At 62.9% G+C, this 17,736-nt stretch carries 18 protein-coding genes and 1 pseudogene; 8 read left to right on the top strand and 11 right to left on the bottom strand.

Annotation, left to right across the window (positions count from 1 at the left end):
- Positions 1-518, bottom strand: a pseudogene (locus K7W03_RS22990) (hypothetical protein); the annotation flags it as partial.
- Between the two features lie 86 nt (positions 519-604).
- Positions 605-781, bottom strand: a complete 177-nt coding sequence (locus K7W03_RS22985; RefSeq protein ID WP_222887420.1) for a stability determinant — start codon at positions 779-781, stop codon at positions 605-607.
- Between the two features lie 121 nt (positions 782-902).
- Here K7W03_RS22985 and K7W03_RS22980 point away from each other — a divergent pair, with 121 nt between their 5' ends.
- The gene (locus K7W03_RS22980; protein WP_222887419.1) at positions 903-1,415 is read left to right on the top strand and encodes a P-loop NTPase fold protein; all 513 of its coding nucleotides are present in this window, start codon (positions 903-905) and stop codon (positions 1,413-1,415) included.
- 128 nt (positions 1,416-1,543) lie between these two features.
- Complete coding sequence (locus tag K7W03_RS22975) at positions 1,544-2,695, top strand: hypothetical protein (RefSeq protein WP_222887418.1); 1,152 nt, start codon at positions 1,544-1,546, stop codon at positions 2,693-2,695.
- A 28-nt stretch (positions 2,696-2,723) separates the two neighbouring features.
- On the opposite strand, the gene uvrA is transcribed toward K7W03_RS22975, so the two are convergent.
- Complete coding sequence (gene uvrA, locus K7W03_RS22970; protein ID WP_222887417.1) at positions 2,724-5,636, bottom strand: excinuclease ABC subunit UvrA; 2,913 nt, start codon at positions 5,634-5,636, stop codon at positions 2,724-2,726.
- A gap of 163 nt (positions 5,637-5,799) precedes the next feature.
- Here uvrA and K7W03_RS22965 point away from each other — a divergent pair, with 163 nt between their 5' ends.
- The 3 genes from K7W03_RS22965 to K7W03_RS22955 all read left to right on the top strand — a co-directional run bounded on the left by K7W03_RS22965 (position 5,800) and on the right by K7W03_RS22955 (position 7,238).
- Positions 5,800-6,372 (top strand): septal ring lytic transglycosylase RlpA family protein, encoded by a 573-nt coding sequence (locus K7W03_RS22965; protein WP_044662614.1) that lies wholly within the window; start codon positions 5,800-5,802, stop codon positions 6,370-6,372.
- 16 nt (positions 6,373-6,388) lie between these two features.
- Positions 6,389-6,553, top strand: coding sequence for a hypothetical protein (locus tag K7W03_RS22960; RefSeq protein ID WP_157846890.1), 165 nt, complete (start codon positions 6,389-6,391; stop codon positions 6,551-6,553).
- A gap of 364 nt (positions 6,554-6,917) precedes the next feature.
- Positions 6,918-7,238: a UrcA family protein gene (locus K7W03_RS22955; protein ID WP_044662613.1), complete on the top strand. Its 321-nt coding sequence runs from the start codon at positions 6,918-6,920 to the stop codon at positions 7,236-7,238.
- A 166-nt stretch (positions 7,239-7,404) separates the two neighbouring features.
- On the opposite strand, the gene K7W03_RS22950 is transcribed toward K7W03_RS22955, so the two are convergent.
- Positions 7,405-8,148, bottom strand: coding sequence for a LytR/AlgR family response regulator transcription factor (locus K7W03_RS22950; protein WP_025552126.1), 744 nt, complete (start codon positions 8,146-8,148; stop codon positions 7,405-7,407).
- Between the two features lie 272 nt (positions 8,149-8,420).
- Positions 8,421-9,530 carry a sensor histidine kinase gene (locus K7W03_RS22945; RefSeq protein ID WP_048577921.1) on the bottom strand — a complete coding sequence of 370 codons (1,110 nt, stop codon included), beginning with the start codon at positions 9,528-9,530 and terminating at the stop codon, positions 8,421-8,423.
- A gap of 158 nt (positions 9,531-9,688) precedes the next feature.
- Between K7W03_RS22945 and K7W03_RS22940 the strand changes: the two genes are divergently transcribed.
- The 3 genes from K7W03_RS22940 to K7W03_RS22930 all read left to right on the top strand — a co-directional run bounded on the left by K7W03_RS22940 (position 9,689) and on the right by K7W03_RS22930 (position 11,320).
- Positions 9,689-9,937 (top strand): hypothetical protein, encoded by a 249-nt coding sequence (locus K7W03_RS22940; protein ID WP_025551519.1) that lies wholly within the window; start codon positions 9,689-9,691, stop codon positions 9,935-9,937.
- A gap of 79 nt (positions 9,938-10,016) precedes the next feature.
- Positions 10,017-10,268, top strand: coding sequence for a hypothetical protein (locus K7W03_RS22935; RefSeq protein ID WP_025551521.1), 252 nt, complete (start codon positions 10,017-10,019; stop codon positions 10,266-10,268).
- A gap of 503 nt (positions 10,269-10,771) precedes the next feature.
- On the top strand, positions 10,772-11,320 hold the full coding sequence (locus K7W03_RS22930; RefSeq protein WP_025551523.1) for a hypothetical protein: 549 nt from the start codon (positions 10,772-10,774) through the stop codon (positions 11,318-11,320).
- Between the two features lie 266 nt (positions 11,321-11,586).
- On the opposite strand, the gene K7W03_RS22925 is transcribed toward K7W03_RS22930, so the two are convergent.
- The 6 genes from K7W03_RS22925 to lnt all read right to left on the bottom strand — a co-directional run.
- Complete coding sequence (locus K7W03_RS22925) at positions 11,587-13,128, bottom strand: right-handed parallel beta-helix repeat-containing protein (protein ID WP_319024339.1); 1,542 nt, start codon at positions 13,126-13,128, stop codon at positions 11,587-11,589.
- Between the two features lie 256 nt (positions 13,129-13,384).
- Positions 13,385-14,080 carry a tRNA (guanine(46)-N(7))-methyltransferase TrmB gene (gene trmB / locus K7W03_RS22920; protein WP_025551526.1) on the bottom strand — a complete coding sequence of 232 codons (696 nt, stop codon included), beginning with the start codon at positions 14,078-14,080 and terminating at the stop codon, positions 13,385-13,387.
- A 221-nt stretch (positions 14,081-14,301) separates the two neighbouring features.
- Positions 14,302-14,481 (bottom strand): hypothetical protein, encoded by a 180-nt coding sequence (locus tag K7W03_RS22915; RefSeq protein ID WP_222887415.1) that lies wholly within the window; start codon positions 14,479-14,481, stop codon positions 14,302-14,304.
- Positions 14,482-14,607: 126 nt separating this feature from the next.
- Positions 14,608-15,318 (bottom strand): methyl-accepting chemotaxis protein, encoded by a 711-nt coding sequence (locus K7W03_RS22910; RefSeq protein WP_061940547.1) that lies wholly within the window; start codon positions 15,316-15,318, stop codon positions 14,608-14,610.
- 246 nt (positions 15,319-15,564) lie between these two features.
- A complete protein-coding gene (gene metK / locus K7W03_RS22905) occupies positions 15,565-16,770 on the bottom strand; it encodes a methionine adenosyltransferase (protein ID WP_222887414.1) in 1,206 nt (401 codons plus the stop codon).
- Positions 16,771-16,830: 60 nt separating this feature from the next.
- Positions 16,831-17,736: apolipoprotein N-acyltransferase (gene lnt, locus K7W03_RS22900; RefSeq protein WP_222887413.1), on the bottom strand; the 906-nt coding region annotated here is incomplete at its 5' end.

The following is a 17,736-nucleotide window of genomic DNA, read 5'->3' as shown; positions in this document are numbered from 1 at the left end:
GCGGCCATGGGCTGGGGCGGGGGCGGGGCGTCGGAGCGGTCGGCCTGCGCCTGATCCTCCGGACAGAGCATGTCGAGATAGGCGGCGAAATCCTGCGCCACCACGCGGGCGAGAGCGGCGTCGCTGCCCTGCGGCGGGCTGTCGGCCATGCGGTCGAGGCGGGAGAGCATCGACATGGCGAGGCGGTTGTCGTGGCGGTGGCGGGTGATTTCGCCTGCGTCCATGTCCTTGCGGATCACCTCCTCATGGCCGGTGAGGGCGCGGGCGAGCAGATCGTCGGCGAGGCGGGCGCGGGCGATGAGGATGGCGGCGTCCCAGCCGAGGCGAAAGGCCGCGCCGTCGCGGCGGATGCGCAGGGCATAGGCCGAGCGCGGGCTGATGTGGGCGGCTTCGCAGGCGGAGAGAATGATGCCGGTGGCGGCGAGGGTTTCAAGGAAGGCGCGTTGGCGAGCGGGGCTCCAGCCGTCGGCGCGGATCTGCTGCGCGGGGGTGGGGAGGGGAGGGAATTGGCAGGTCATGGCAAGGCTCCGGTTTAAGGGAGGGTTTGCCGGGACGGTATCAAAGGGTAGGGGTTGTAGGACAGAACAAAACGGGAATGGAGGCATTAGCCGTTCTTGCGCCCCTCTATGATCTTCCGCAGCATCGCCATAACCTCGTCATGAGGGATTCCCGGTTTATGGCATGCAAGCGCCTTCTCGACCTTGGCGCGAAACCATGTGTCATAGGCCTCGGCTTCTTCGGTGGTTGCGAATTCGGACACTATGGGGTCGAGTTCAGGCATTACGCGAATTTATCAGGGATTTGTGTGGGCGCAATGACAGCTCACCATGTGTCGCACCATCACCCCGCCTCATTGAGAGAGACAGGGTTGCTTTCAACTTAGGTCTAAGCAAGTTAGGCGGATGCAGACCAATCCTAACGCTCACATCTTAAGCTACATCGCTCAATATCTCAGCAAAGAGCCAACGTTCGCTCTGATGATTTCGGGAGAATGGGGGGCTGGCAAGACGTTTTTAGTCAGATCGGTATTCCAAGGTCGTTCGGACATCCTGTATGTAAGTTTGAATGGCACAGCGAAAACCTCCGAGGTTATAGAGCGGTTGTATCTGGCTGCGTATCCAGTCTTTGCCGATAAAACTATGAGAGCACTCGGTAGTATCGCTCGAACGGTGGGCGGTGTATTCCGATTAAAATCGGACTTAAAGTTCGAAGACTTATTTGATCTCGACAGATACAAGATTTTGGTTCTTGATGATATTGAAAGATCGCTCTTATCTCCTCAAGAAATTCTGGGATTCATTAACAATTTTGTTGAACACGATTCAAAGCACGTTATATTAATCGCAAATGAAAACGAACTTGAAAATAAACCAAACTATAAACAAATCCGAGAGAAAGTTGTAGGTTCTCTTTAAATGTCAGACCGGATTATGAAAATTCTCTTGGAAAATTCAACCATATATCTTCTGAGCCATATAGGGATTTTTTGCATAAAACTAAGCCAAATCTCGTAAATATTCTCCAAGGAGGCGGATTCCGGAATTTGCGTGTCGTTAAGTATGTTTTGGACGAATTTGAACCTATCTTTAATCAAATGCACAAGGCGAAAATTGGAGATGATGATGCTATAAATATGTTTATAACGTTCTTCATACTTGATTACGCATATAGGACTGGATTAATTAGTCGTGAAGATCTTATAAAGAGAAACACGGACAGTTTTGCTATGGCTTTTTTACGAAGCACGGACAAGTATGATCCTACTTCGCTTGATAAGTTGAATGAGATGTTTCCGAACATCGATTTACTTTCGAATGAATTCGATAGTGAATTTCTAGTGGAGAAGATCTGTGATGGTCGCCACAATGATAAAAATCTCGAGCGTACACTGGGTGATATTTTAGGAAAAAGTAATTCTACCAGCAATCCTGAGTGGAGAAATCTCTGGTATTTTCTTCATCAAAATGACGATGTTATAGAAGAATCATTTAATAGGATGATGTCGAATTTTAATTTAAGAAATTATGACGATGCGGGAGTCATATTTCACGTATTTGGTATTCTCCATCAAATGAGAGAAGTAGGGCTGTTGAATTGGTCGGCATCTCGAATTGTACGGGAAGGTAAAAAATTCATATCCGACAAGGCCAAGGCGCGCACCTTACCCCTGCTTGGAAATGACTACATCACGGGCCTTCGCCATGGCGCAGCGCATGGCCTGGGCTTTTCGTCCATCAAGGAACCCGGCTTTCAAGAGTTAGTAGCATTCTATAGAGCTAAATCCGACGAAGTTCGAGATAGCCTAATCTTGGAAGAAATGAAATGCATTCTCGAGGCGACCACCTTTGATCTTAACAACTTCCGAGGGATAATTCTCCAAGGCGGGCGAGAAGACAACGTTTATAATAGGCCATTTTTGCATAAAATCAGCGCGAGCAAATTCTGCGCGTCGTTGATGAAGGAGGATGCCAAGCAACAATGGGAGATTCTATCTGCTTTAGGCAGCAGATATGATAACTCACCTTATCTAGAAGTTGTTACGGGCGAATTAGCTTGGCTGACACAGATTAAAAAAATCCTATCCAAGGAGGCGAAAAAAGCATCAAAGAGCACAAGATTTCGACTAAACAAGCTCGTTGAGTGGCATATCGACAAAGTGCTCCAACCTCAACAGATGGAGCAGAAGGACGACTGAACTTCCTTCAGGATCTTCTTCTCCCCATTCACTCCGCCGCCACAGCCTCCAACCCCAGCAACGGTGCCAGATAGCGCCCGGTAAAGCTCCGGGCGTTCTTCGCGACCTTTTCCGGGGTGCCTTCAGCGACGACTTCGCCGCCCTTGACGCCGCCTTCCGGGCCCATGTCGATGATCCAGTCGGCGGTCTTGATGACGTCGAGATTATGCTCGATCACGACCACGCTGTTGCCCTGTTCGACGAGGGCGTGGAGGACTTCCAGTAGCTTGCGGACGTCCTCGAAATGGAGGCCGGTGGTGGGTTCGTCCAAGATATAGAGCGTGTTGCCGGTGGCTCGGCGGGAGAGTTCCTTGGCGAGTTTGACGCGCTGGGCTTCGCCGCCGGACAGGGTCGTCGCCTGCTGGCCGACCTTGATATAGCCCAGGCCCACTTCGGCCAGCATCGCCATCTTGTCGCGGATGGGGGGGACGGCCTTGAAGAATTCCACCGCATCCTCGACCGTCATGTCGAGGACGTCGGCGATGGACTTGCCCTTGAACTTCACTTCCAGCGTCTCGCGATTGTAGCGGGCGCCGTGGCAGACGTCGCAGGTGACGTACACGTCCGGGAGGAAGTGCATCTCTATCTTGAGCACGCCGTCGCCCTGGCAGGCTTCGCAGCGGCCGCCCTTGACGTTGAAGCTGAAGCGGCCGGGCTTGTAGCCGCGCGCCTGCGCTTCGGGGAGGCCGGCGAACCAGTCGCGGATGTTGGTGAAGGCGCCGGTGTAGGTCGCCGGGTTGGAGCGGGGGGTGCGGCCGATGGGCGACTGGTCGATGTCGATCACCTTGTCGCAATGTTCGAGGCCCGTCACCCTGTCGTGCGGGCCGGCGACGATGCGGGCGCCGTTGAGGGTGCGGGCGGACGCCGCATAGAGGGTGTCGATGGTGAAGCTGGACTTGCCCGAGCCCGATACGCCGGTGATGCAGGTGAAGGTGCCGAGCGGGATGCTGGCGGTGACATTTTGCAGGTTGTTGGCGCGGGCGTTGTGGACGGTGAGTTTCTTGCCCGATCCCTTGCGGCGGCGGGGCGGGACTTCGATGCGGCGGGCGCCGTTCAGATAGTCGGCGGTCAGGCTGTCCTTGTGCGCGAGCAGTTCGTTCAGGGTGCCCTGCGCGACGATGGTGCCGCCGTGGACGCCCGCGCCCGGCCCCATGTCGACGATATAGTCGGCGGTGCGGATCGCGTCCTCGTCATGTTCCACGACGATGACGGTGTTGCCGAGGTCGCGCAGGCGCTTGAGCGTGATGAGCAGGCGGTCATTGTCGCGCTGGTGCAGGCCGATGGAGGGTTCGTCGAGGACGTAGAGGACGCCCGACAGGCCGCTGCCGATCTGCGAGGCGAGGCGGATGCGCTGGGACTCGCCGCCGGACAGGGTGCCGCTGGTGCGGTCCAGGTTCAGATAGTCGAGGCCGACATTGTTGAGGAAGCCGAGGCGCTCCACGATTTCCTTGAGGATGGCGCGGGCGATCTGGTTCTGCTGATCGTTGAGGCGGCTGGGGAGGGTGGAGAAGAAACCGAGCGCGTCCACCACCGAGCGGCGGGTGGACATGGAGATGTCTTCCCCCGCGATCTTCACCGCCAGCGCCTCCGGCTTGAGGCGGGCGCCGTGGCAGGTCTCGCACGGCATGGCGGTCTGGTATTTGCTGAGTTCCTCCCGCATCCAGGCGGATTCGGTCTGGAGGAGGCGGCGGTTGAGGTTGCCGATGACGCCTTCGAAGGGCTTTTTCACCTCATAGCTTTTCTTGCCGTCGACGAAGCGCAGGGTGACGGGCCGGCCGGCGGTGCCGTGGAGGATGATGAGCTTCACCTCCCCCGGCAGGTCGGCCCAGGGGGTGTCGAGGGAGAAGCCGAACTCCTTCGCGAGGGAGCCGAGAACCTGCATATAATAGGGGCTGGGCGGGTTGGACTTGGCCCAGGGGACGACGGCGCCCTTCTTGAGGCTGAGGGCTTCGTTGGGGACGACGAGTTCGGGGTCGAACTCCTGCCGTTCGCCCAGGCCGTCGCAGGCGGGGCAGGCGCCCTGCGGGGCGTTGAAGGAGAAGAGGCGCGGTTCGATCTCCGCTATGGTGAAGCCGCTGACGGGGCAGGCGAACTTCTCGCTGAAGACGATGCGGTTGGCGGGGATGCCTGCGCCCTTGAGGTTGCCGGTGGATTCCGCTTCGACCTCGCGGCCGGGGACGGCGCCGTCCGCGAGGTCGACATAGGCGAGGCCGTCGGCGAGTTTCAGGGCTTGTTCGAAGCTGTCGGCGAGGCGGGTGGCCATGTCGTCGCTGACGGCGAGGCGGTCGACCACCACTTCGATGTCATGCTTGTATTTCTTATCGAGGGCGGGGGCGTCCTCGATGGCGTAGAGTTCGCCGTCGATGCGGACGCGGGTGAAGCCGGCCTTCTGCCACTCCGCCAGTTCCTTGCGATATTCGCCCTTGCGGCCGCGGACCACGGGGGCGAGGAGGTAGAAGCGCGTTCCTTCGGGCAGCTGCATCACGCGGTCGACCATCTGGCTGACCGTCTGGGCGCTGATGGGGAGGCCCGTGGCGGGCGAATAGGGGATGCCGACGCGCGCCCAGAGGAGGCGCATATAGTCGTAGATCTCCGTCACGGTGGCGACCGTGGAGCGCGGGTTGCGGCTGGTCGTCTTCTGCTCGATGGAGATGGCGGGGGAGAGGCCGTCTATATGTTCGACGTCCGGCTTCTGCATCATCTCCAGGAACTGGCGCGCATAGGCGGAGAGGGATTCGACATAGCGGCGCTGACCCTCGGCATAGATGGTGTCGAAGGCGAGGGAGGACTTGCCCGAGCCGGAAAGGCCGGTGATGACGATCAGGCTGTCGCGCGGAAGGTCGACGTCGACGCCCTTGAGATTATGCTCGCGTGCGCCGCGGACGCTTATGGTGGTCAGCATTCGGCAGACCTCTGCTGAGAAATTTGCGTGAGACTCATGGGGGCGTGTTGTTCCAGATTTGTTCTTGGGAGGCAAGGGCCGGTCGAGCGCAAGATAGGGACTGTGCGGCGAAAGGAAAAGGCGGCGGCTTTGCCCCCGCGCCGGGCTGGGTTAAAGGGCGGGGATGAGCGGGACTTTTGTTCGGATGCGGTTCGGCGCGCTGGGCGTCGCGATGGCGCTGGCGGCCTGTGGCGGGGGTGTGCGCTATCGGCCCGTGAGCGACGTGCCGGTGCGGGTGGGAAAGCCCTATAGCGTCAGGGGCGTGACCTATGTGCCTGCCGCCGATCCGGGCTATGATTATCTGGGCTATGCGAGCTGGTATGGCGGGGAGAGCGGGAACCGGACGGCCAATGGCGAGCGCTTCCGGCCGAAGGCGGTGACGGCGGCGCACGCGACGCTGCCCCTGCCGAGCTATGTCGAGGTGACGGCGCTGGAGACGGGGCGGACGATCCTGGTGCGGATCAACGATCGCGGGCCCTTTGCCGGGCGGGGGCGGATCATCGACCTGTCGCGCGGGGCGGCGGAGCAGCTGGGGATCAGGGCGACGGGCCATGCGCCGGTCAGGGTGCGCGTCGTGGAGCCGCCGGAGAAGGACCGCAGCAAGCTGCGCGAGGGGAAGGAGGCGCCGGAGCGGCCGGTCGTCGATGCGCGGACGCTCGCCAATTTGCGGGCGCAGCTTGCCGCGCAGGGGCGGTGATGTCGTTCGTGGAAGAATGTCGTCCGTTCGTCCACGGCTGATGTTGCCGGGCGTGATGGATGGGCGGATCATCGAATGGGGAAAACGGTCGTTGCGCACCCGCGCTATGATGCGGTTCGACATGGCGACGATCTGGCTATGGATCGACTGGCCACGGGCCGTATCGCCGCAAGATGATTGAAAGAGATCCCGGAGAGCCCGACAGCTTCCTGGATGCACTCCCGGCCTTTCCCTTGCGCCGGGGGTGTTTTTATGTGCGCGAATTGTTGAACGATTGTAATTTTACGCTACGGAACAGTTGTTTTTCTGTCGTAAAATTGTCGTTTGTCCCCGTGAGACTGTATTTGGTCGACAGGAGCGCCGTTGGCCGACAGGGACAGGCGCCGGTCGAAAGCGAAAAGCGATGCATTTGCAACGCGCCTAAACAAAATGGGCGAAGACAGAGACGATGATCTGTTGAGGCCTTCTCTTCTCTTCGCTTGAGGTCTGCACCGCGCCCCACGCGGCCAGGCCGACAAAAGCATAGCGTTGAGGAGACAATTGCCATGATCGCCATCAAGTTCACCGCTGCTCTCGCCGCCATGGCCGCCATGGGCGCCGCTGGCACGGCTTCCGCCATCGAATTCGAGTCCAACGGAAAGAGTGTCGAGGTCAGCTATCATGATCTGGACCTGTCGAAGACGAGCGACCAACGCGTCCTGAATGCCCGTATACGGCGTGCCGCGGCAAAGGTCTGCCCGCTTAACGATACCACGGCCGCGATCGAGAAGTGCCAGCAGGTTGCAGCCGCGCATGTTCGCGGCGCTGTGGACCTTGCCGTCGCCAAGGCTCAGAATGGGGAGCGCTTTGCCGATTTGGGCAAGTAAAAGCCGGTCGGCGCAGGCGCCTGAGTTATTCAATAGGTTTTTGGAAAAGGGCCCGGAATTCACCGGGCCTTTCCTTTTAGGGCGCGGACCGTTGCGGCTGCCCTTGCGGCGCTGCCCTCTATCGTCTTTGGCGGTTTCCCTTCCCATCTGCGATGGATTGAAGGGGTCAGCGGCCTGCCATGGCGCGGGCGTTGGTGAGATAGGTGCGGCCGATGCGGATTTCCGTGCCGTCCGCGAGGCAGGCTGACCAGACGCCGCTGCCGTCGTGGCGCAGCCGGGAGATATGGTCGCGGCGCACGATGTGGGAGCGGTGCAGGCGGACGAACTGCTGCGGGTCCAGCCGGTTTTCCAGCGAACTGATCGTCTGGTGCAGCAGATAGCTGTTGGCCCCCACATGCAGCCGCATATAGTCGCGTTCCGCCTCGATCCGGTCGATCTGGACCGCGCCGATGCGGATCAGTTCGGAACGGTGCGGCACCCAGAATTCCTCCGCCCATTCGGGTTCGTCCTGCGTGCTGGTGGCGGGGGAGGGGACGGTGCGGTTGCCCAGCGCCTGTTCGACGCGGTCGATGGCGCGGGACAGGCGTTCATGGGCGACCGGCTTCAGCAGATAGTCCACGGCGGCAAGGTCGAAGGCCTCCACCGCGAAACCTTCGAAAGCGGTGACGAAGATCACTGCCGGGCAGATGCCCATGCGCGAGGTCGCCCGCGCCACCCCGATGCCGTCGAGCAGGGGCATGGCGATGTCGAGCATCACCAGGTCCGGTTCCAGCCCCTCGATCAGGCGCAGCGCCGCCTCCCCGTCGCTGGCGGTGCCGACCAGCGCGATGCGGGGTTCGCGGGCGCAGAGCATCTGGAGGCGTTCGACCGCCAATGGTTCGTCGTCGACGATCAGCGTTCGGATGGGCATGGGTTCAACCTTTCACGGATTGCGCCAAGGATGGGGAAATTCCGTACCCTAGAGCAGATTCCGATCCGATTGCATCGGCTCGACTGCTCTAAGTTTTTGTTTTGTCGCGTTTTCCGAGTCGGCAGATGATTCCATCTGCTTGGAAAACGCTCCAGGCTGCGGCGACAGCATCCCTTGTGCCCCTACCCACCTGCGGTTGCTGGGGAGAAATGGATGCTGAAATAAGTTCAGCATGACGTCGCTTATATTTTCAAGTTGAATGTCGATACGGCCTAGCTCCGGCGGATGATGGGGAGGGTCAGGTCCACCGCGAAGCCTCCCCCGGCGCGCGGGCCATAGTCGATCCGGCCCTGTTCGCCGAAGCGGGCGGTCAGGCGGTCGCGCACATTGGCGAGGCCGATGCCGCTGCCCGCGTCCGCTTCGCTGGGCGGCTTGTCGCCATTGTCGGCGACGCTGATGTGGAGCATGCCCTCCTCCTCCCGCGCTTCGATGGCGATGGTCACTGGGCTGGAGGTGCGCGACACGCCATATTTGATCGCATTTTCCACCAGCGGTTGCAGGATCAGGCCGGGAACGCAGGCATTGAGCAGGGCGTCCGGGATGCGGATGCTGGTCGACAGGCGATCCGGGAAGCGCACCGCTTCGATGTCCAGATAGAGTTTCTGGAGATGCACTTCCTCCTCCAGCGAGACGTCCTCCAGCGGGTCGCCGGTCAGGCTGGTGCGGTAGAAATTGGAGAGGGAGAGGATCATCTGTTCCGCCTCGTCGCGCCGGTCCTTCATGACCAGCGAAGAGAGCGAGTTCAGCGTGTTGAACAGGAAATGGGGGTTCACCTGATAGCGCAGGGAGCGCAGTTCGGCCTGCTGGGCGGCGCGTTCCAGCCGGTCGGCGCGGCGTTCGACGCGATGCGCCTCGCTGGCGTAGGAGAGGGCGAGGTACAGGCCGGCCCAAGCGGCGAGGAAGAAATAGCGGCTGATCGCGTCCTCCACGATCTGCATCAGGGCGAAGCCCTGTTCGCTCGCATATTTCTGATAATCGGCGTCAGGAAACAGCGAGGCCGGGTCGTAGATGTTGAAGACGTAGAAATTGGCCGCCGCCGTCGCCAGCGCGAAAGGCGCGGCGAGCGAGAAGGCGGCGACGATGCGCGTCGTCAGCGGCTGGCGGTCGAAGCGGCGCAGGCAGAGATAGAGGACCCAGGTGACGACGATGCCGATCACCGTCACCACCGCGCGGCGCGCGGCCATGGCCCCCTGCGCCTCGAACCCCATGACGGAGGCGCGCAGCGTCACCAGCACCGCGTAGAAGAACCAGAAACCCAATATCGAATAAAGTGCGACCGTCGGCGGCACGCCAGGCTCGCCGTCCTCGTTTTTTATGCTCATGGGCGAAAGTCTAGGACAAGGCGCGGCGTCTGTCGCCCCTTGGCGGCGAAGCTGGTCGAAGGGTTCCATGCGTTGGTCGATAGGGGCGGCGGGCGGAACCCGCCCTTGCCGCCGTCCGTTTCATGGTTCGAGGCGCCGGCGCGCCAAAAAAGGAGAGCATGATGAGCGACAAGACCGATATTCGGCCCAACAGCCGCGAGGAAGCCGACGACAGGCGGCCTACCGACGCGCAGGACCATGCGGTGACGACGGAGGAGAAGCTGGACGAGGGATTGATGGACAGCATGGATGCGTCCGATCCGCCATCGGCGACCGCGCCGGGCGATCATGGCGATCCGGTGCCGTCTTCCGGTTTTCCGGAAGGCAGGGATCGGCCGGACGGCGAGGATCGGAAGGACGGGCGATAGACGATAGGGGAAATCGTGATATGATCGGTCGGGAGGGCAGCCGCGCGTTGCCCTCCGCAGGTGAGAGGAGCCACTTCATATGCCGACTTCCGCCACTCCCGCGATCGAACGCATTGCCCGCGTGCTGGCCGGGCGCCAGCTCAGCCTGAACGGCGAGGGCAACGATCCGCATGCGGCGAGCGCAGTCGATGCCAGTTGGCAGGACCATGTCGACGATGCCTATGCGATCCTGCACACGCTGCGGGAGCCCGATGCGCAAATGGCGCAGGCGGGCGACGTGGCCGTATGGCGCAGCATGATCGGCGCGGTGCTGGAGCGCAGGGCCGGGTAGGGCATTGCGCAGAAGCGCCTGTCCTGAGCCGGTCGGGGATGGGTGTTTTGCGCTGAAAAGGATGCGGCTGAAAACGATGCGACAGCGGAAAATTCGAGCGCGCGGCCTGCATCCGGTTTAACGCGGCGCGCTCCATGGCGGCGGCCGGGTTTGGGTCGCCCTTGCCGATCGGCCTGTCCTGCTTGCAGGGATCGGGAGCCGGGCCTCCGCCCTGGCGGATTTTCGGGCAGCTTGGTTGTGCGCGCATGAGCCATTCGCCGCATTCGAGCGCCTCGCAGGAAGATGCCCGTTTGGAGGAAAGCGGCTGCCGCCGGACAATGCCGGCGGGGGCTGGGCGGCGAACCGGCTGATGCTACTCGATTGGGCGCATTCATAAAAATTACATGTTGCGCTGCACAAGGAAAAATGATTCCCTGTGTCTGTCGGCAGAACCGGCGCTTAAGCTTGCAGTAACCATCGGGGGCGCATGTTCTGCTTACGACTTGAAGTCGGAGGGCAAAAGCATGGGCACGAGTGCAAGACCTGCGGACGGGGCGATTACCCTGGCGGAGTTGCGTGAATTCGCCAGTTTCCCGGCCGCCACGCAGCGTTACATCCGAAGATCGCTGGACATCGGACTTCATCGGCGCGACGCCATGAAGCTGTGGTCGCGCGACATGGTGGAGGAAGCCAGCATTCGCGCGCAGGCGCGGATCTACGGGCGGCTGGAGGAGATCAAGGCGCGGGTGCCCGATGACAGCGGCCTGGACCAGATGGAGCCTTTCATGGCGCCGCTGGTGACGGTTTCCGCCTTCGACCTGGGGCAGGACCGGTTGTGCAGCTTTTCCGCCTATCGCTTCCTGTACGAGCGGCTGTTGGGTGCGGGATCGCGGCCATGGCTGCCGGGAGCCTTCTGCGCGGCGGCCAGCCTGCCGCACCTCCACCCCGAAAAGCGCCGGGCGCTGCTCCAGTCGATCAGCGAAGCGGCGGCGACGGCGGTCGGATGGTCGAACCGGGAGCCGACCTTCTATCCCGAATGGGTCGAGAAGGTGGATCTGAGCAAGGCGAACTGAGCGAGCGGTCCGGGCCCGTCCGGGGGGAGGGGCGCGAGGGACGCGGCGATGACGGCGCGGCGGGCCGGACCCGGCGCGCCGTTGCCTTTTTCCGCCGTCATGGCCCTCCATGCGCTTGATCCAGGTCTAGATTATCGCAATCGACTTCCCGGCTGAACTATGTCCTATTGCCGTCCGCAGGCATGGGCCTGTGTGCGACCCAACTGAAGCCCCGCCTTCCTTCGCAAGGGGCGGGGCTCCTTTGCCTTTGGCGGAGGGGGATCGGGTCAGCGGCGGGTTTCGAAGGCGGAACTGGCCCGTGGTTGCCGGAGCCGGACGGGGGTTCCCAGTTCGCGCCCCAGCATCGCCAGCATCCAGTTCCGGTGGCGGTCGATGAATTCGGGGAAAGCGTCGGGGCTGGCGGGATCGAACCTGGGCACGTCCCAGTCCGACGCGATTTCCTGATAGGGCTGGATGGTCTGGCCGGCGCCATCGTCCGGCAGGTCGATATGGCTGCCGAAATAGCTGTTCCGCCGGAAGCGGATCGATTCGGCCGGGGCGAAGCCGGCCCGGATCAGATAGTCGGGGCCGCTGCGCCCGCTTTCGCTGCCGTAGCGGGCGGTGCCCGCCACCTTGAAGACATTGCGCGCGAAGCGGACTCCGCGCGCCCAGCCCTGCCATTCGGTGGCGACGATCATCTGCACGTCCATCGCCGGGCCGACATGGATGACGTTCCTTTCGATCCGGGCGTCCGACACATTGCCGGAAAGCTGGAAGATGCGGGCGCCGTCGTTGCGGCTGACGTTGAAGCGCGCCAGCGTGCCGTGATTGCCCAGATTGTCCTTGTCGTTGCGGCGGGGCGAGCAGATCAGCAGGAAGCCGCCGGCATTGTCGTGGCTGTAATTGTAGAGGAAGGTCGTCCGGCGCGAGTTGAAGTCGGAATCGAAGCCCTGGCCATCATAGCGGGTGCGGGTATGGGCCGCCTCGTTGAGCTGGATCAGGCTGTTGTCGGTGCTCCACTGCCAGATGCCGGCATTGTAGCCGGGCGCGCGGCTGCCGGCGTGGAGGACGATATTATGTTCGATCAGGGCGCCGTCCGTGCCGCGGGGGACGATGCCGTCGCCGCCGATGTCCTCCAGATAATTGTCGCGGATCACCACCTTCCTGCTGGGGAACCAGTCGAGGAAGGACACCCGGTCGCTGATCCCGGCGATGCCGGAGCGGTCGACGCGCCACAGGATGTTCCGCTCGATCGCGAGGTCCTGGAAGCGGGTGGCGACCTGCCGGCCGGTGGCGCGGAACAGGATGCCGCCATTGTCCTTGCGGTCGTTGGTGCCGCGGACATCGTGGACATAATTGTCGCTGATGCGGATGCCCCGCGTCACCCCGCGGTTTTCGGCGCGCACCAATATGCCGATGCGCGGGGCCGGCGAGGGGGCGGCGTTGGTGACTTCCAGCCCGCTGATCGTGACGTGATCGGCGTCGATCACGCCGACGGCATATTCCGAAACGCCGCCCGCATCGATGCGCGGGCGCGGGCCGGAGCCGGTCGCGCCGACCGTGATGGGCGATCCCGCCCTGCCCGAGCGGGCGATCGTCAGCGGTTCCCGCCAGACCGATCCGGCGGCCAGCAGGACGCGGTCGCCGGGCCGGAGCGGCCAGCCATTGACCCGCGCGAGCGAGCGCCAGGCCCGGTTGCCGGCGGTGCCGTCCGCATTGTCGTCGCCCTGGCGGGAATCGACATAATAGGTTTCGGCGTGGGCGGCGGTGACGAGGGGGGCGGGAAACAGGAGCGTCGGAAGAAGAAACGCCCAATATGGCTTCGGCACCTGTCGGTCTTTCACGGCGTTGCGATCTGGCCGTGAGATTGATGGAGGGGGGCTGAACGGTCAATGAAGATGTGGCGATTGCGGGGCGATGGCGTGTCGCGGGGAAAGGAGGGCCGGCAAGCCCTTGAATTGCCGGATGGGAGTCCTAGATTGATGTGGTCACTCTTCCCCCTTGGAGTGACACCTCCCTGAACCTTGGCCCCGCCGTGGAGCTTGCTCCGGCGGGGTTTCTTTTTGGAGAGGGCCGGGGCGGCGATCAGCGGCGGCGGTAGCGGAAGTACCAGACTTCATGGCCCAGGCTGCGCGCTTTCGCTTCGTAGCGGGTTTCGGGCCAGCCGCCGGGGCGGCGCTGGAAATCCGTGGGAGAGCCCGCCAGCCATTCGAAATCGGGATGGCCGTTCATCACCATCAGCGCCCAGCGCAGATAGACGGGATGGTCCGTGCCGAAGCGGAATTCGCCGCCCGGCTTCAGCTTGCGCGCGATCATCGCGACCGGGCCGGGGTTCATCATGCGGCGCTTGGCGTGGCGGGCCTTGGGCCAGGGGTCGGGGTGGAGCAGATAGACGAAGCTGAGCGAGCCGTCCGGAATCCGGCCGAGCACGGAGAGCGCGTCGCCCATGTGGAGGCGGACATTGCCCAGCGCCCTGTCGCGGATATGGCCGAGCGCGGTGACGACGCCGTTCAGGAACGGTTCGCAGCCGATGAAGCCGTGATCGGGCAGCAGGTCGGCGCGATAGGCGAGATGTTCGCCGCCGCCGAAGCCGATTTCGAAATGCAGGGGGCGGTCGTAGCCGAACAGGCCCGCGGCGGTGACATCCCCTTCCTCAGGCACGGAGAGGGCGGGCAGCAGGGAATCGACCAGTTCCTGTTGCCCCTTGCGGAGCTTGTGCCCGGACTGGCGGCCGTAGAGGCGGTTGAGCGTGGTGGGATCGCCGGATTTATGCGCTGTCATGCGCGGGCGGATAGAGCATTTTCGGTGCGAGTGAAATCACCTGCCGGATCGAAAAATGCGGAAGGGGGATGGGGTAAGGAGGGGAGCGTCATGGGGCGCCTCCTGTCCCCGTTGTTGAGGAGATGATGCCGGGGACAGGAGGCTCAGGCCTGACGCCGTGGGCGGCGTCGGGCTTGTTCCTTTGGGAGGCGATGGGCCGGGGCCGATGCGAACCCGTCAGGTCATTTGCACCTGGCGAAGCGGCCCTTGGCGTCCTTGCACGGTCCCTTCTTGGCGACCGGCTTGGGCGGACATTTGACGAACTTGCCCTTGGCGTCCTTGCATGGCGCGGCCAACGCTGGGGCTACGCTGCCGGTCATGAGGGCTAGGCCGAGGAGGGCGGAAGTCAGTGGCCTGGTCATCGCATTCCCCTTGGAAAGAGGTTGCCGGACCCGACAGGGGTGCGGGTCCGACGCCCTGCTTATGGGCGTTTTGCGGGCGGCATGCCAATGAACTTTTCGTCATGTTGCCGCCATGCGGGGGGCCTGTCAGGCCGCCGATTGCCGGTCCGTCAGGCCGATCCGTTCCTGCTGCATCATGGCCGCGGCGCGTTCGGTGGCGATGCGGGTGTCGTCGGCCAGTTTCTTGACCTCGCCCGCGACGACGGCGAAGCCGCGCCCGGCCTCCCCGGCGCGGGCCGCCTCTATCCGGGCGTTGAGGGCGAGCATGTTGGTCTGGGCGGCGATGCCGCGGATGGTCGAGACGATGTCGGCCAATTGGGTCATCGTCTTTTCCAGCGCATTCTTCTGCCGCTCCAGATCGTGCTGGAGGCGATGGCTGTCGGCCAGGCGATGACGCGCCTCCCGTTCCTGCCGGACCTGGCGGGTGATGTCGGTGGCGATCTTCACGACCTTGCGCAATGTGCCGTCGGCTTCGAAGACGGGATTATAGGTGGCCTGCAACCAGATTTCGCGGCCGTTGCGGTCGCGGCGCTCATAGGCGCCGGCGTCGAAGGCGCCGGAACCGAGCTTCTGCCAGAAATCGGCATATTCCTGGGATGCGGCATGGTCCGGCGTGCAGAAGATCCGGTGGTGCTTGCCCGCAATCTCTTCCAGCCCATAGCCCATCAGGGCCAGGAAATTGGCGTTGGCCGTCAGGATCGTGCCGTCCAGCGCGAATTCGATCACCGCCTGGCTGCGGTTGAGGGCTGTCCACGCGGCTTCGGCGCCGTGGGCGCCGTAAGAGAGGGAAGAGGCCAAACCATGTCTCCTTGATCCATCCGGCGCTAGGCGGAGCATGGTTAAGGAAGGGTAAGGGGCCATGAAAAAGGGGTTGCCGGGCGACCGGCAACCCCTGATGCGATGTGCTTTCCCGACCCGGATCGGGTGTGTGGGATTCAGCCCATGGCGGCTGCAAATGGCGGCTTTCCGCGCTTCCGGCGCTTACCTGCCGAACTGCGCTTCGCGCTTTTTTTCGCCTTGCCCTGAACGGAATCCCCGCGCGCCTTAAAGGGCGGCCTTGAGCTTTTCCACCAGGTCGGTGCGTTCCCAGGGGAAGAAGTCGCCCTCCGCCTTGCGTCCGAAATGGCCATAGGCGGCGGACGGCTGGTAGATCGGCTTGTTGAGGCCGAGATGGGTGCGGATGCCGCGCGGGGTGAGGCCGCCCAGTTCCTTGATGTTCTTGATCGCCTGTTCGATCCTGTCGTCCCCGACCGTCCCGGTGCCATGGGTGTCGACATAGAGCGACAGCGGTTCGGAAACGCCGATGGCGTAGGCGAGCTGGATAGTGCAGCGCTTCGCGAGACCGGCGGCGACGATGTTCTTCGCGAGATAGCGGGTGATATAGGCGGCCGAGCGGTCGACCTTGGTCGGGTCCTTGCCGCTGAACGCGCCGCCGCCATGGGGCGAGGCGCCGCCATAGGTGTCGACGATGATCTTGCGGCCGGTGAGGCCGGCGTCGCCGTCCGGGCCGCCGATTTCGAAGCTGCCGGTTGGGTTGATGTGATAGACGGTCTCGTCCGAGAGCAGTTCGCCGGGCAGGATTTCCGCGACGACGCCCTTCACGTAATTTTTGAGTTCGGCTTCCTTTTCGCCTTCGTCATAGCCCGGCGCGTGCTGGGTCGAGACGACGATGGCGGTGGCGGCGGCGGGCTTGCCGTTTTCGAAGCGGAGCGTCACCTGGCTCTTGGCGTCGGGTTCCAGGAAGGGCGCGCGGCCGCTGTGGCGGTCTGCGGCCATCTTCGCCAGGATCTTGTGGCTATAGTCCAGCGTGGCGGGCATGAGGTCGGGCGTTTCGTCGCAGGCGAAGCCGAACATGATGCCCTGGTCGCCCGCGCCTTCATCCTTGTTCCCGGCGGCGTCGACGCCCTGCGCGATGTGCGCCGACTGGGCGTGGAGGTTGTTTTCGAAGCGGAAAGTTTCCCAGTGGAAGCCGTCCTGTTCGTAGCCGATGCGCTTTACCGTGTCGCGGACGGTGCGTTCGATCTCTTCCTGCGCGCCCGGCGCCCATTCGCCATTTTCATAGACGCCCTTGCAGCGGATTTCCCCGGCGAGGACGACGAGCTGCGTCGTGGTCAGCGTTTCGCAGGCGATGCGGGCTTCGGAGTCCTTCGACAGGAAGAGGTCGACGATGGCGTCGGAAATCTGGTCCGCGACCTTGTCGGGATGGCCTTCGGAAACGGATTCCGAGGTGAAGAGGTAGTTCGAACGCATGGTTGCTCCAGTCTGATGCTGTGTCTGCGTATAAAGAAATCTTTATGTGCAGTGGATGCCTTAGCGGCTGCCGCGCAACCGGGCAAGTGGGATGCAGGCGAGGACGAGCAGCGCTGCAAAGGCGAAGGGGAGAAGATTGCCGAACCGCGCGAAGATCGTCGGCGGCAGCGCGGGGGGGAGCGCGGTGTCGAGAAAACCGGCGCGGTGGTGGCCGATGCTGCCGAGGATATGGCCGCGGGCGTCGACCACCGCGGAGATTCCGGTGGGGGTGGAGCGGATGATGGGGATGCCCTCCTCCAGCGCGCGGAGGCGGGCCTGCGCCAGATGCTGGACCGGGCCCCAACTGCCGAACCAGGCGTCGTTGGAGGGGTTGAACAGGAAGTCGGGACGGTTGGCTTCGTCCACCACCTGGCCGGAGAAGATGATCTCGTAGCAGATCTGCACGCCCATCCTGAGCGGCGGGCGGCCCAGCGTGGCGGGCAGGGCCAGGCTTTGCGGGCCGGGGCCGGGCCAGAAGTCGACGGCGCCGGGGACGAGGCGGGACAGGCCGAGCGGCTGGAGAATCTGGCGCATCGGCAGATATTCGCCATAGGGGACGAGATGGGACTTGTCGTAGCGGCCGAGCAGGCGGGCCTGTGCGTTCACGACGAACAGGCTGTTGTTCGCGCCGGCCAGCGCGTTTTCCGGGACGCCTTCTTTCCCGACCTGTTTGAAATAGACCTTGGTCGCGCCGGTCATGAGGAGGTCGCCGGGGCCCAGCAATGCAGCGAGGCGGGCGCGCCAGTCGGGCTCCATATCGAGATAGGCGGGGATGGCGGCTTCGGGCCAGAAGATCAGGCGCGGGGCCGGGCGCGGCGTGCCGGAGAGGGTGGCGAGGGTATGGAAATGGGCCCGTTCGAGTTCGGGCGAATATTTTTCGTCCTGGCCGATATTGGGTTGGACCACGCGGATTTTGGGGGCGCCTGC

The organism is Sphingobium sp. PNB (assembly GCF_019873065.1).
Taxonomy (GTDB): domain Bacteria; phylum Pseudomonadota; class Alphaproteobacteria; order Sphingomonadales; family Sphingomonadaceae; genus Sphingobium; species Sphingobium fuliginis.
The sequence above is the reverse complement of the archived record's forward strand: the minus strand, read 5'-3'. Positions and strand labels throughout refer to the sequence as shown.